This window comes from Pseudomonas sp. GL_093, from assembly GCF_057837605.1.
Genome location: NZ_CM174448.1, coordinates 3,872,420 through 3,885,695 on the forward strand (window position 1 = coordinate 3,872,420; position 13,276 = coordinate 3,885,695).

Sequence of the window (13,276 nt, forward strand, 5' to 3'; positions counted from 1 at the left end):
GAATCCGCCATGCGCCGCACCCTGCTCTCTTGCGCCCTGCTACTTGCCGCCGGGCAGGCCGCGGCCAGCACCGCCTGGGTCTCCAACGAAAAGGACAACAGCCTGAGCCTGATCGACCTGCAGACCCTGCAAGTCACCGACACCCTGCCCGTCGGCCAGCGCCCGCGCGGTCTGCTGCTGTCCCACGACAATAAGCTGCTGTACATCTGCGCCAGCGACTCGGACCGGGTCCAGGTGATGGACGTCGCCACGCGCAAGATCATCAAGGAGCTGCCGTCGGGCAAGGATCCTGAACAATTTGCCCTGCACCCGAATAATCGTTGGCTGTACGTTTCCAACGAAGACGATGCGCTGGTGACGGTGATCGACACCGAAACCTCCAAGGTGCTGAGTCAGATCAACGTCGGCGTCGAACCCGAGGGCATGGCCGTCAGCCCCGACGGCAAGTGGGCGGTGAACACCAGCGAAACCACCAACATGCTGCACTGGATCGACACCAGCACCCAGACCCTGGCCGACAGCACCCTGGTGGATCAGCGGCCGCGCTTCGTCGAGTTCACGCCCGATGGTTCCAAGCTTTGGGCCTCGGCGGAAATTGGCGGCACGGTGACCATTCTCGACGTCGCCACCCGCAAGATCCTCAAGACCCTGACCTTCCAGATCAAGGGCGTACACCCGGACAAAGTCCAACCGGTAGGGATCAAGCTCAGCGCCGACGGCAAGTACGGTTTCGTCGCCCTCGGCCCTGCCAATCATGTGGCGGTGATCGACGCCAAAACCTTCGAAATCCTTGATTACCTGCTGGTTGGCCGGCGTGTCTGGCAGATGTCGTTTACCCCGGATCAAAAGCAATTGCTGGCCACCAACGGCGTCAGCGGCGACGTGTCGGTGATCGATGTCGACAGCCTCAAAGTCACCCAGTCGATCAAGGTCGGGCGCTATCCGTGGGGCGTGGTGGTGACGCCATGAACGCACTCGAAGTCAGCGAGCTGAGTTTCGCTTATGGTGCGAAAGAGGCGTTGCGTCAGGTGAGTTTCAGCCTGGCACCCGGCCGTTTCGCTGCGTTGCTGGGGCCAAACGGCGCGGGCAAATCGACGCTGATTGCCCTGCTCACTCGACTCTACGATGTGCAGCGCGGTGACATCCGCGTCGGTGGCTGTTCATTACGCAACGCGGCGCGTCCGGCGCTCAAGCAATTGGGTGTGGTGTTTCAGCAAAGCACGCTGGACCTGGACCTCAGCGTCGAGCAAAACCTGCGTTATCACGCCGCACTGCATGGAATGTCCCGGCGCCAGACCGGCCTGCGGGTCGACGCCGAACTGGCTCGTCAGGCCTTGACCGAACGCCGTCGCGAACGGGTCCGCGAACTCAATGGCGGCCACCGTCGCCGGGTGGAAATCGCCCGCGCGTTGCTGCACGAGCCACGCCTGCTGCTGCTCGATGAGGCCAGTGTCGGCCTCGATCCGGCCAGTCGGCTGGCACTCAATCAACACATCCGCAGCCTGTGCCTCGAGCAAGGCATCAGCGTGCTCTGGACCACTCACTTACTCGATGAAGTACAGCCGAGCGACGACTTGTTGATCCTGCATCAGGGTCGGCTGGTCGCCAGCGGGCAGGCGGACGCCCTGAGCCTGGAACACGGCGGCGACCTCGGCTCGGCCTTCACTCGACTGACGACTTCAGGAGCCGCCCAATGAATGCCTACTGGCAATGTTTCAGCGGCATCGTGCTGCGTGAATGGCTGCGCTTTGTGTTGCAACGCACGCGGTTTCTCAGCGCTTTGGTTCGGCCGTTGTTGTGGCTGCTGGTGTTCGCCGCCGGTTTTCGCGCCGCACTCGGGATCGCGATCATCGAGCCCTATGACACCTACATTCCGTATGAGGTGTACATCATCCCCGGGCTGGCCTGCATGATCTTGCTGTTCAACGGCATGCAAGGTTCGCTTTCGATGGTCTACGACCGGGAAATGGGCAGCATGCGTGTGTTGCTGACCAGTCCCCTGCCCCGGACTTTCCTGCTGTGCAGCAAACTGTTGGCCACCTCGCTGATCTCGTTGTTGCAGGTGTACGCCTTTCTGGCGATTGCCTGGGTATACGGCGTGCAACCACCGGCCATGGGGCTGTTGATCGCCTTGCCGGCGTTGCTGCTGGTGGCGTTGATGCTCAGCGCGTTGGGCTTGTTGCTGTCCAACGCGATCCGTCAGTTGGAGAACTTTGCCGGGGTGATGAATTTCGTGATCTTCCCGCTGTTTTTCCTGTCGTCGGCGCTGTATCCGCTGTGGAAAATGCGCGAGTCCAGCGAGTGGCTGTACTGGTTGTGCGCATTGAACCCGTTCACCCATGCGGTGGAACTGGTGCGGTTTGCCTTGTATGAACGCTTCAATCCGTTGGCACTGGCGGTGTGCGTGGGGCTGACGCTGATATTCGCGCTGCTCGCCGTGTTCACCTTCAACCCGCAACACGCCGCCCTGCGTAAAACCAACTAACAACACAAATCCCCCTGTGGGAGCGGGCTTGCTCGCGAAGGCGGTGTATCAGCCAACGTAAATGTTGAATGCGAAGCCGCCTTCGCGAGCAAGCCCGCTCCCACAGTTGATCTCCATTGAACAGGGTGAAATTACTACTTTAGTACTGGTTTTCCTGTCTATCGTCGCATTCCAATCGCACCGAGACTGGCATGTAATAGGTTCATAACTATAAGGATTGAACCCCCATGCCGCGTGCCCGACGTCGTCTGCTACGCCCTTCTCTCGCCGCGCTTTCGCTGAGCCTGTTGCTGGGCGTCGCGCAGGCCGAAACACCGCTGTTCTCCGCTGACGGCTATCGCATCGGTCTGTACCGCAGCCCGACCCCGAATCAAGTCCAGGGCGCCGGCATCATCGATACCGCCGCCCTGCAAACCCTGCTGACCCAGACGCCGCGTCCAGTGCTGATCGACGTCTACCGCCGCCAGTGGTTGCAAGGACGTTTCATCGAGGACCAGCCCCACGAAAACCTGCCCGGCAGCCATTGGCTGGCCAATACCGGCGACGGTGACCTGACGCCCGACTGGCAGGACTATTTTGCGCGTAAGCTGAACACATTGACCGCAGGCGATCTCACGCAACCGCTGGTCTTCTACTGCCGCTCCGATTGCTGGCTGAGCTGGAACGCCGTGAAGCGCGCCGCCGCCATAGGCTATAAGACTCTGTATTGGTATCGCGACGGCCTGGACGCCTGGCAGGCCGCCAACCTGCCCGTATCGCCGGCCCAGCCCGAGCCCTTCCCCTGACCTTTACGCGTGCGAGTTGTTGCCACACCCTAATCAAAATAATGAGGTGAAAGGCTATGTACAAAATTCTGATTGCCGACGATCACCCGCTGTTTCGCGAAGCCATTCATAACGTCATCAGCGATGGTTTTCCGGGCAGCGAGGTGATGGAAACCGCCGACCTGGACAGCGCCCTGGTGCTGACGCAGGAACACGACGACCTGGACCTGATCCTGCTCGACCTGAACATGCCCGGCATGCACGGCCTCAATGGCCTGATCAACCTGCGCAACGAGGCGCCGACCATTCCGGTGGTGATCGTCTCGGCCGAACAGGACAAACAAGTCGTGCTGCAAGCCATCACTTACGGCGCGGTGGGTTTCATCACCAAATCCTCGCCACGGGTGCAGATGACCGAAGCCATCCAGCAAATCCTCAATGGCAATGTCTACTTGCCGCCAGACATCATCCGCACGCAAAAATGCGGTACAAGGCGCATGAACGATGCCCCGAGCTTCCCGCCGGAACTGCTCCAGGCCTTGACCCGCAAGCAGTTGCTGGTGCTCGAACGCATGACCAAGGGCGAGTCGAACAAACAGATCGCCTACACCCTGGAAATCGCTGAAACCACGGTTAAGGCGCATGTCTCGGCAATCCTGCGCAAACTCAATGTGCACAACCGGGTGCAGGCGATTTTGAGTGCCGGCGACATAGATTTCGGGTCTTACTTACGGCGTTGAGACCGAGTCGCCCCTTTCGCGAGCAGGCTCGCTCCCACATTGGATCTGAGTGAACTCGGTCAATTGTGGGAGCGAGCTTGCTCGCGATGGGGCCAGTGAACACACCAGAAGATTCAGGGCCTGCCGAGCAAATGACTCATCGCCGTCTTGAGCTTCATCGGCCGCACCGGTTTGTGCATCAGGGTGTGGCCCAGTTCGCGGATCTGCTGCTTCAGCTCGTTGCTGTAATTAGCAGTAATCATCATCGCCGGAATCGCCGAGCCGCGACGGGCGTTGATCCGGGCCACGGCATCGACGCCGTTCTGATCGTCATTCAGGTGATAGTCGGCGATCAACAAGTCAGCTTCTTCGTGATAGTTGTCCACTTGCCGCGCCAGGTCCTCCTCGGACAGCGCCGTGACCACCAGGCACCCCCACCCTTCGAGCAACGTGCGCATGCCGGCGCAAATGGCCGCGTCGTTGTCCAGCACCCACACCCGCGCCCCACGCAGGCGTTCAAGCATCGGTTCACTCATCAGCAGACTCGGTAGCGCCTTGGGTGCCGTGGCGCTGAGCGGTACTTCGACCGAGAACATCGAACCCTTTCCCGGCCACGAACGCACATGAATGCGGTGACCGAGAATCCCGGCGATCTTTTCCACGATCGCCAGCCCCAAGCCCAAACCGCGATCCTGATCAGGACGCTGCACATCACCGCGTTTGAACTCCTGAAAAATCTCCTCGAGGCGGTTTTCGGCAATGCCCATGCCGCTGTCCCAGACCTCAATCGACAGGCGCTGGTGATGACGCCGGCAACCGAGCACCACACGACCGCTGTAGGTGTAGCGAATGGCGTTGCTCAACAGATTTCGAAGAATCCGCGCCAGCAACTGAATGTCGCTGCGCACCAGTGCCGAACACGGGATGAAATGCAGTTCCAGGCCTTCACTGCGAGCCACTTGGGTGTACTCGGCCGCAAGGTTCTCCAGCAATTCGCTCAGGGCGAACGGCGCAATGTCGGCGTTGATCACCCCGGCATCCAGTTTGGAAATGTCCACCAGCGTACCCAGCAGGTTCTCCACATCCTCCAGCGAGTTGCTGACGTTGCGCACCAAAATGGCATTGGCCACCGGCTCCCGCCGTTCGAGCAACGCGCTGGTAAACAGCCGCGCGGCGTTCAGCGGTTGCAGCAGGTCGTGACTGACGGCGGCGAGAAACTTGGTCTTCGACAGGTTGGCCTGTTCGGCTTCGAGTTTGGCTTCACGCAGGCGAGATTCCGCCCGCCGACGCTCGTCGATCTCGCGCAGCAACTGGTCATTGAGCGTGGTCAGTTCCGCCGTGCGTTCGCGCACCCGCAACTCAAGATTCTGATAGGCCTGGTGCAGCGCTTCAGCGGTGCGACGGCGTTCGGTGATGTCGCGGATCAACACAAAAATCCCCACCACTTCCCCGGTGGCGAGGCGATTGGGTACGTAGGAGCGCAGCATGTAGCGCTCCTGATTGTTGATGTTGGTTTCGGCGAACTCGAACGTCACGCTCTCACCGGCCAGGGCCCGGGCCACGTAGGCTTCCAGGCGCTGGTAATGCTGCTCGCTGTGGACTTCGCGCAGGCTCTGCCCAAGCATCACGCCCCGAGGCCAGCAGTACCATTCTTCATACACCTTGTTGGTGAACTCGTAGACCAGATCGGCATTCAGGTAGGCAATCAGTGCCGGCACATGGTCGGTGATCAGGCGAATCCAGCGCTCGCTTTCGCTCAGCGCTTCGGCGTGCTGGTAGCGTTCGGTGATGTCGGTGAAGGTGTTGACGAAACCGCCGGTGGGCAACGGATGGGTGCGGATTTCCAGCACTCGGCCATCGTAGAGACGCTGCTCGCATTCCTGCACGTGCCGCCCGTTTAAATCCCGACTGGCCGGGGTCAGCAGGTTCAACTCGCTGTCGCCGATCACTTCGGCAAACGGACGATGAGCCGCCACCGGGGCCAGGCCGCTGAGTTCGAGGAAACGCCGGTTCCACAACTCCAGAATGCCCTCGGCGTTGACCATGGCCACGCCTTGGGAGAGGTTGTCGACCGCCCGTTGCAACAAATGGGATTTTTGCGCCACCGCCTGCTCGCGGCGCACGGTTTCGCTGAGTTTGACGTCGGTAATGTCGGTGAACAGGATCACCCGCCCGCCTTCTTGGGTAGGTCGTTCGCTGACTTGCAACCAGCGACCGTCCTGCAGACGATAGAGCAGATTTTCGTCGGCATGCCCACGCGGTTCTTCAGTGAACAGCCCGGTGGCGGACATCAACCGCTTGACCTCGGCCAGGCGCATGCCGGCGTTGATCCGCACCCGGCTGTTGCCCCAGAACGCCTTGAAGCGGCTATTGAACAAGACGATCCGCTGGTCCGCATCGAACAGCACAAACGCGTCGGAAATGCTCTCGATCGCATCGATCAAATGCTGATGCGCGGTTTCCGCCCGCAGCCGTGCCTCGCTGAGCAAGTGATTGCCCGACTTGAGTTCGGCCATGGCCTGATTCAATGCGTCGGTGCGTTCACGCACCTGCTCGGCCAGCACCACCGAATGCTGGAACGCCGCGTAGGGGTCATTGCCGCGGGTGATGCCAGACTCGATCCGCTCGATCAGCGCGCCATTGATGCGCTGCAGTTTGTGGTTGTCGCGCTGCAGGCTGGCGATCTGCGCCTGGAGCTCAACGGTGTCCAGGGGACCGGCCTCGGGCAATGGCAACCCCGGTGAAGGTCTGGTTGATGTGCATGCCATTGAACTGTTCTCCGTAGGTGTTAAAACCCATCACCCGCTGGTCACGCAAAAACGTTCCGATCTGCTCCAGACTGCCGCCGTCTTCGAGTTCCAGACGCCTGAGAAAGCAGTCGCAGCCGATGGTCAGCAACAGGTCGCCGAGACGCTCCTGCAACCCTTCGAACAGGGTTTGCAGGTTCGGCAGCATCGGGCCTGGCGTCATGACCGTGAGAACGATGCCGTTTTCCACCGCACAGTAGAAACTCAGGCTCAGGTCCGGGTGAACCTGCTGGATCGCCCGCACGTAATACTGATCGTTGATCCGCACGGCCAAGGGGTGCGCGGCGAAGATCCGATGATCGAGCTCCGCCACTGGCACGCCGATGTGCCGGGCGTACTCCTCGGCGGCCGGCTCGGCATTCAGTTCAAAGACCCGGCGCGAGGCGCTGTCGGCCCCGGTGACCACCAGTTTTTCCGCCCTCGGCAAGATGTGGTGAGTGGTGAACACCTCGAAATCCAACCAGGTATTGACCAGCACCACCACCGCCGCGCCGCTGTGAAACTCGCCATTAAAATAGACGTGGGTGTGGGTCAGGTAATTGTCATCGCCGGCCGAACCGCCGAAATGTGGAATGTCGCCCAACGCCGCACTCAGGGCGGCAAGGACCATTTCTTCACGACTGGACAAGCCATCGAGCAAGGTCAACGCAAAGCTGTTGCCCTTGATCGGCGCGAGGGTGTTGCTGCGACAGCCACCGACCAGTCGCTCGACCATTTGCTGGGCGTCGATCAGGCTGAAGCGCTCCATCTCGGAGATCAGTTCGGCGTCGATGGAAAAATGGCGATGGTCGAAGCCCACCGCGGTCACGCAATTGCGGCCGTAGCCCAAGGGCGTGATTTCCCCGGCGCTGGTGCAACCCACCAGGCGAATGCCGCCGAAGCTTTGTTGCAAGGCCTGGCCTAGCGCCTGCAAGTCGTACTCGGCGGAACAGAAAAACAGCACGAAGCCCAAGTGCGGGTGCAACAGTTGTCGTGCCAGCTCCTGGGCCACCTGTTGGGCATCGGTGGCCTGGGACATTGCACTGACCACACCTTCATCACTCTGGACCTGCTGCATCGTCGCCTCCCGCAGGTGCGCATGTATGAGGCTCGAGTGTACGAAGCCTGTGAGCTGCTACGTATGCTACTTGGGTAGCGGGTAGCCGCTTCGATGGGATGAGAACGGTGTCGACCCTCGCCGCGATGCGCGCAGCGAAGGTCGCCACCAAAGGCTTACCAGGTCAGCACCGCCCCCACCGCAAAGGTGTCGGTGTCTTCGTCTTGGGCATTGGTGTCGTGGCCGTTGATTGCGAACTGGTTGTACTCGGCCACCAGCTTGAGGTTGTCGTTGACGTCATGGAACAGCGCGATGCCGCGCGTTTCGTAGTCCGCGCCGCTGCCGACCACGCCATTGCCGTCGTCGTTGGTCTTGCCGTAAGACAAGGCCAACCGGTTCTTGCCCAGTTTGTAGGAGCCCTGCAACAGGTAACCGTCGCTGTCGACGTTACGCAGGGTCGGTTCGCCGGCGTTGTTGGTGAAGAACGGGTTGATGCCCTTGGCCTGGAAGCCGGAACCGGTGAGGGACAAGCCGCCCATTTTCGCCTGCACGCCATAGCCGACGCCTTTGGAGGTGACGGACTGGACGGTGGAATCGGTGTTGTCCGACGTCTGGTAGCTGCCGTTGACCCAGCTGTAGATCTTCGCCCCGGCGAGGTCGAACTGATAGGTGATCTCGCTTTCGGTACGCGGGTTTTCTTGGTAAGCCTTGCCTGTCGGGCTGCTGTCGTTGGTGTCCACCGGGTCCATGATCCCCACGGCCACCCGCAAACCCTCCATCACCGGCGTGCGGTAGGTAATCTGCGACGTCGGGAACGGGTACGGATAACCCGTGCCGATGTTGCCGAACGACACCCCGCCACCGTCCACCAGGCCCAGGGAATCGCTGACCTGACCGTAACCGGCGAGCATTTCATCCAGCAGGATGTTGGAACGGGCGAACAGGCCGAAGTCCTTGCCGATCAGCACTTCGCCCCACTCCGGGTTGGCCACGGTGCCGTAGAACTGCCGCACATCGATAGCGGTGTCGGTGCCGTTGGTTTCGCTGTCGTTGATGGTCACCCAGAAGGAAGACCGTGCGCCAAGCTTGAGGTCGTCGATCTGCTTGCTCATGTTGAAGCCCAGATAGTTGGGCAGAAAACCCATCTTCACACGCGCCTGCCGCCGGTCGAACTGGTCGCCGGCACGGTCCACTTTGCTGTTCACATAGAAGGCGTTGATGTAGCCGTCGGTGGAAAACGTGGTCTGGTCCTTGTCGTACAGCACGATCTCGGCTTGGGCCATCGAGCTCAATCCGAGGGTCGACAGGCTGGCGATGAAGGCAGGCAAGAAACGATGCTTGATGTTCTTATTGTTGTGCATGACGCGCTCCGCAGCGGGGGACTGGATGTCGGAGGCGATTATCGAAAGCTGACCGGCGGCGTCATACGCTGCCTTGGAGGCGGTTTTGAAGTGCTTTGGAGTGGCAGGTGATGCGCGGCAAGTTCGGTGTAAGACCGTCCGTCGACGAGGCCCGGAACTTAGGGTGTACGCCTGTGGAACGGACTGGCATCCACAGGAACCGGTACTTGCTAGACGCCCGCTCTAAACAGCATGTAAGCGGCGACCACGACACAGATGCTGGCGAAGCCGATCTGCAATCCCCGGGCCGGTACTCGCGCGCAAAGTCTTCGACCAATGATCATGCCGACGATGCTCGCGACGATAAACGCCACGCCCAAACCGTCGATTCGCACCCCGGCCTGAAACGCGCCGATCACGCCGATGGCGGAAATCAGGCTGATGACCATCAAGGAAGTGGCGACGATTCCGCGCATCTGCACATCGGTCAGCTGCTTGAACGCCGGGACGATCAGGAAGCCGCCGCCCACCCCGAGCAACCCGGAAACGACACCGGTCACCGCGCCCAGTGCCGCGAGGGTCGCGGTGCACTTGGCGGTCCAGGAAAAGCGTCCGGTCTGCTGATCGAGCATGCAGTTCTTCTGGCCCCAGTTGGCGTGGCCGTGGTCGCTTGGACCTTCGTCCTGGCGCTCACGACGCAGCATCCGCCAGGCCACCATGACCATTAGCAGGCTGAACAGGATCATCAGGATTTTTTCCGGCAACTGATGGGCGAAGTAGATGCCGACCGGCGAAAAAACCGCCCCCAACAGGGCGATCAGCAAGGCTGCGCGGTAGCGCACCAGGCCATGGCGCAACCCGTCAATGGCGCCGACAGCCGCCGCACTGCCCACCGCAAAAAGTGCGACCGGTGCAGCCTGGGTCATGGTCAAACCCAGCCCCAGCACCAAGGCCGGCACCGCAAGAATGCCGCCACCGGCGCCGGTCAAACCCAGTACCAACCCCATCACCACGCCAAAGAAACTTGCCAGCAACATAAAACACTCGTGATCTGCAAAAAAAGCCGGGAGCGCCCGGTATCGATGACTGACAGGATAGAGCCCGCACAGTTTTTTTCATTAATTGAATTGATGCGGGCTGGTCAGCGCAGGGAAAATGAAACTACCCTCAAGGCTTAACCAGAAAGAAACGGCCACCATGTCCGCCTTGATTGAAGCTTTTTTAGACCCTGCCTCATCGACCTACAGCTACGTGATCTACGAGCACGATGGCGGGCACTGCGCCATCGTCGACCCGGTGCTCGACTACGACCCCGCCGCCGGGCGAACCGCCACCGTCCAGGCCGACAAGATCATCGCTTTCGTTCGCCAACATCAGCTGCAGGTGCAATGGCTGCTGGAGACCCATGCCCATGCCGATCACCTGTCCGCCGCACCGTATTTGCGTCGGGAACTGGGGGGCAAGATTGCTATCGGCGAATCCATCAGCAAGGTTCAGGGCGTGTTCAAGACCCTGTTCAATCTTGAACCGGAATTCTGTATCGATGGTTCGCAGTTTGATCATCTGTTCGCGCCGGATGAATCGTTCAGGATCGGCAACCTCAAGGCCACGGCGCTGCATGTTCCTGGCCACACGCCAGCGGACATGGCTTATCTGATCGACAGCGATGTGATTCTAGTGGGCGATACGCTGTTCATGCCGGATGTGGGCACCGCGCGCTGCGACTTTCCCGGCGGCAACGCCAACCAGATGTTTGCCTCGATTCGCAAACTGCTGGCCTTCCCTGCCGGCGTTCGACTTTATGTCTGTCACGATTACCCGCCTGCGGGCCGTGAACCTCAGTGCATGAGCACGGTGGGCGAGCAGCGTAAAAGCAACATTCACATTCATGACAGTATCGACGAAGCCGCGTTCGTCGCCATGCGCACCGGGCGCGATGCGGGGTTGGGCATGCCGACGCTGTTGCTGCCGGCGATTCAGGTGAATGTGCGGGCGGGGAATTTACCGCCGGCCGAGGGCAACGGCGTGACCTACCTCAAAATCCCGATCAACAGACTCTGAGTTTCCCCTCGTAGCAGCTGTCGAGCACCGCGAGGCTGCGTTCGGTTTGGGCCGCATTCGGACGAAGCAGTCGTAGAACCTGTAATCGCGTTCTTTCTGACAGACCGCAGACGCAGCCTCGCGGTGCTCGACAGCTGCTACAGGGGATTTGCGTTTAGTTGTTGAGGGTCAAGCCATTGGCCGGCAACGGCAGCGCGGTTTTATAGCGCACCTGCTTGAGTGCAAAGCTCGAACGGATGTTGGCAACGCCGGGGACTTTGGTGAGGAAGTCCATCATGAAACGCTCCAGCGACTGAATAGTAGGCACCAGTACGCGAATCAAATAGTCCGGGTCGCCGGCCATCAAATAGCACTCCATCACTTCCGGGCGATCCGAGATCGCCTCCTCGAAATGCTGCAACGCCTCCTCCACCTGTTTTTCCAGGCTGACGTGAATGAACACATTCACGTGCAGCCCCAGCAGCTCGGCATCCAGCAGCGTCACTTGCTCACGAATCAGGCCCAATTCTTCCATCGCCTTGACCCGGTTGAAGCACGGGGTTGGCGACAGGTTAACCGAGCGTGCGAGGTCGGCGTTGGTGATGCGCGCGTTCTCCTGAAGGCTGTTCAAAATGCCGATATCGGTACGGTCCAGTTTACGCATGAGACAAAACCACCTGTTTTTTATGTTTATGCAGATTTTTTATCCTCAAATGATCGCCAACGCAACGAAACAGAGAGAAATATTCTTCTTGGCCCGGCCTATGATTGTTGTAGGACAAGATTTCTTTCATCGAAGAATGACGGTCAGCTCACTACAAGAAATTCACAAGATCGAGCGTAGAAGCCATGAACCAAGCGTACGAACCGCTGCAACTGCACGTTCCCGAACCATCGGGCCGTCCTGGCTGCAAAACCGACTTCTCCTACCTGCGTCTGACCGACGCCGGCACGGTGCGCAAACCCCCAATCGACGTTGAACCGGCCGACACCGCTGATCTGGCCAAGGGCCTGATTCGCGTGCTCGATGACGAGGGCAATGCCCTCGGTCCATGGGCTGAAGGCGTACCGGCCGAGATCCTGCGTAAAGGCATGCGTGCCATGCTCAAGACGCGGATCTATGACAACCGCATGGTCGTCGCTCAGCGCCAGAAAAAAATGTCGTTCTACATGCAGAGCCTTGGCGAAGAAGCCATCGGCAGCGGCCAGGCCTTGGCGCTGAACGTCGATGACATGTGCTTCCCGACGTACCGCCAGCAAAGCATTCTGATGGCGCGAGACGTGCCGCTGGTGGACCTGATCTGCCAACTGCTGTCCAACGAGCGTGATCCGCTCAAGGGACGTCAGCTGCCGATCATGTATTCGGTCAAAGACTTCGGTTTCTTCACCATTTCCGGCAACCTCGCCACCCAATTTGTACAAGGCGTGGGCTGGGGCATGGCCTCGGCGATCAAGGGCGATACCAAAATCGCCTCGGCCTGGATCGGCGACGGCGCTACCGCTGAATCCGACTTCCACACCGCCCTCACCTTCGCTCACGTTTACCGTGCGCCAGTGATCCTCAACGTGGTCAACAACCAGTGGGCGATCTCCACCTTCCAGGCGATTGCCGGTGGTGAAGCCACCACGTTCGCCGGTCGTGGCGTCGGTTGCGGCATTGCCTCCCTGCGGGTCGATGGCAACGATTTTGTCGCGGTCTACGCCGCCTCTGCCTGGGCTGCTGAACGCGCCCGCCGCAACCTCGGCCCGACCATGATCGAATGGGTCACCTACCGCGCCGGCCCGCACTCGACTTCCGATGACCCGTCCAAATACCGTCCTGCCGACGACTGGAGCTACTTCCCGCTGGGCGACCCGATTGCGCGCCTGAAGCAGCACCTGGTGAAAATCGGTCAGTGGTCCGAAGAGGAACACGTCGCCGTCAGCGCCGAACTCGAAGCCGAAGTGATCGCCGCGCAAAAAGAAGCCGAACAGTACGGCACCCTCGCCGGCGGCCAGATTCCAAGCGCCGCGACCATGTTCGAAGACGTTTATAAAGAGATGCCGGAGCACTTGAAGCGCCAGCGTCAAGAGTTGGGGATCTGA

The 13,276-nt window shown here is 60.3% G+C and carries 12 protein-coding genes; 7 read left to right on the plus strand and 5 right to left on the minus strand.

The window, feature by feature from the left end; translation table 11 throughout:
* The first annotated feature begins 9 nt into the window (after window positions 1-9).
* From AC3IUE_RS17675 to AC3IUE_RS17695, 5 genes are all read left to right on the plus strand, one after another.
* Window positions 10-969, plus strand: coding sequence for a YVTN family beta-propeller repeat protein (locus tag AC3IUE_RS17675; RefSeq protein ID WP_489263116.1), 960 nt, complete (start codon window positions 10-12; stop codon window positions 967-969).
* On the plus strand, window positions 966-1,697 hold the full coding sequence (locus AC3IUE_RS17680) for an ABC transporter ATP-binding protein (protein WP_150657491.1): 732 nt from the start codon (window positions 966-968) through the stop codon (window positions 1,695-1,697). The genes AC3IUE_RS17675 and AC3IUE_RS17680 overlap by 4 nt, the downstream gene beginning before the upstream one ends.
* Window positions 1,694-2,485: an ABC transporter permease gene (locus tag AC3IUE_RS17685; RefSeq protein ID WP_046048912.1), complete on the plus strand. Its 792-nt coding sequence runs from the start codon at window positions 1,694-1,696 to the stop codon at window positions 2,483-2,485. Before AC3IUE_RS17680 ends, AC3IUE_RS17685 begins: the two co-directional genes overlap by 4 nt.
* Window positions 2,486-2,712: 227 nt before the next feature.
* Complete coding sequence (locus AC3IUE_RS17690; RefSeq protein WP_056741721.1) at window positions 2,713-3,270, plus strand: PQQ-dependent catabolism-associated CXXCW motif protein; 558 nt, start codon at window positions 2,713-2,715, stop codon at window positions 3,268-3,270.
* 56 nt (window positions 3,271-3,326) lie between these two features.
* Window positions 3,327-3,989, plus strand: a complete 663-nt coding sequence (locus tag AC3IUE_RS17695; protein WP_008149733.1) for a response regulator transcription factor — start codon at window positions 3,327-3,329, stop codon at window positions 3,987-3,989.
* Window positions 3,990-4,102: 113 nt separating this feature from the next.
* Here the strand turns inward: AC3IUE_RS17695 and nahK are convergent, their stop codons facing one another.
* The 4 genes from nahK to AC3IUE_RS17715 all read right to left on the minus strand — a co-directional run bounded on the left by nahK (window position 4,103) and on the right by AC3IUE_RS17715 (window position 10,188).
* Window positions 4,103-6,697: a hybrid sensor histidine kinase/response regulator NahK/ErcS' gene (gene nahK / locus AC3IUE_RS17700; RefSeq protein WP_489268875.1), complete on the minus strand. Its 2,595-nt coding sequence runs from the start codon at window positions 6,695-6,697 to the stop codon at window positions 4,103-4,105.
* Complete coding sequence (gene nosP, locus AC3IUE_RS17705; protein WP_461998662.1) at window positions 6,666-7,832, minus strand: nitric oxide-sensing protein NosP; 1,167 nt, start codon at window positions 7,830-7,832, stop codon at window positions 6,666-6,668. The genes nahK and nosP overlap by 32 nt, the downstream gene beginning before the upstream one ends.
* Before the next feature lie 155 nt (window positions 7,833-7,987).
* Window positions 7,988-9,172 (minus strand): porin, encoded by a 1,185-nt coding sequence (locus tag AC3IUE_RS17710; RefSeq protein ID WP_056741718.1) that lies wholly within the window; start codon window positions 9,170-9,172, stop codon window positions 7,988-7,990.
* A 209-nt stretch (window positions 9,173-9,381) separates the two neighbouring features.
* On the minus strand, window positions 9,382-10,188 hold the full coding sequence (locus AC3IUE_RS17715; protein WP_489263117.1) for a sulfite exporter TauE/SafE family protein: 807 nt from the start codon (window positions 10,186-10,188) through the stop codon (window positions 9,382-9,384).
* Between the two features lie 160 nt (window positions 10,189-10,348).
* Here AC3IUE_RS17715 and AC3IUE_RS17720 point away from each other — a divergent pair, with 160 nt between their 5' ends.
* Window positions 10,349-11,212 carry an MBL fold metallo-hydrolase gene (locus tag AC3IUE_RS17720; RefSeq protein WP_489263118.1) on the plus strand — a complete coding sequence of 288 codons (864 nt, stop codon included), beginning with the start codon at window positions 10,349-10,351 and terminating at the stop codon, window positions 11,210-11,212.
* A 154-nt stretch (window positions 11,213-11,366) separates the two neighbouring features.
* Here the strand turns inward: AC3IUE_RS17720 and bkdR are convergent, their stop codons facing one another.
* Complete coding sequence (gene bkdR, locus AC3IUE_RS17725; RefSeq protein WP_033054503.1) at window positions 11,367-11,855, minus strand: Bkd operon transcriptional regulator BkdR; 489 nt, start codon at window positions 11,853-11,855, stop codon at window positions 11,367-11,369.
* 185 nt (window positions 11,856-12,040) lie between these two features.
* Here bkdR and AC3IUE_RS17730 point away from each other — a divergent pair, with 185 nt between their 5' ends.
* Complete coding sequence (locus AC3IUE_RS17730) at window positions 12,041-13,276, plus strand: 3-methyl-2-oxobutanoate dehydrogenase (2-methylpropanoyl-transferring) subunit alpha (protein ID WP_046048921.1); 1,236 nt, start codon at window positions 12,041-12,043, stop codon at window positions 13,274-13,276.

Excerpts from the sequence above, each read along its gene's own strand:
- AC3IUE_RS17675 (WP_489263116.1), top strand. The coding sequence starts at position 10 with ATGCGCCGCACCCTGCTCTCTTGCGCCCTGCTACTTGCCGCCGGGCAG.
- AC3IUE_RS17680 (WP_150657491.1), top strand. The coding sequence starts at position 966 with ATGAACGCACTCGAAGTCAGCGAGCTGAGTTTCGCTTATGGTGCGAAA.
- AC3IUE_RS17685 (WP_046048912.1), top strand. The coding sequence starts at position 1,694 with ATGAATGCCTACTGGCAATGTTTCAGCGGCATCGTGCTGCGTGAATGG.
- AC3IUE_RS17690 (WP_056741721.1), top strand. The coding sequence starts at position 2,713 with ATGCCGCGTGCCCGACGTCGTCTGCTACGCCCTTCTCTCGCCGCGCTT.
- AC3IUE_RS17695 (WP_008149733.1), top strand. The coding sequence starts at position 3,327 with ATGTACAAAATTCTGATTGCCGACGATCACCCGCTGTTTCGCGAAGCC.
- nosP (WP_461998662.1), bottom strand. The coding sequence starts at position 7,832 with ATGCAGCAGGTCCAGAGTGATGAAGGTGTGGTCAGTGCAATGTCCCAG.
- AC3IUE_RS17710 (WP_056741718.1), bottom strand. The coding sequence starts at position 9,172 with ATGCACAACAATAAGAACATCAAGCATCGTTTCTTGCCTGCCTTCATC.
- AC3IUE_RS17715 (WP_489263117.1), bottom strand. The coding sequence starts at position 10,188 with ATGTTGCTGGCAAGTTTCTTTGGCGTGGTGATGGGGTTGGTACTGGGT.
- AC3IUE_RS17720 (WP_489263118.1), top strand. The coding sequence starts at position 10,349 with ATGTCCGCCTTGATTGAAGCTTTTTTAGACCCTGCCTCATCGACCTAC.
- bkdR (WP_033054503.1), bottom strand. The coding sequence starts at position 11,855 with ATGCGTAAACTGGACCGTACCGATATCGGCATTTTGAACAGCCTTCAG.
- AC3IUE_RS17730 (WP_046048921.1), top strand. The coding sequence starts at position 12,041 with ATGAACCAAGCGTACGAACCGCTGCAACTGCACGTTCCCGAACCATCG.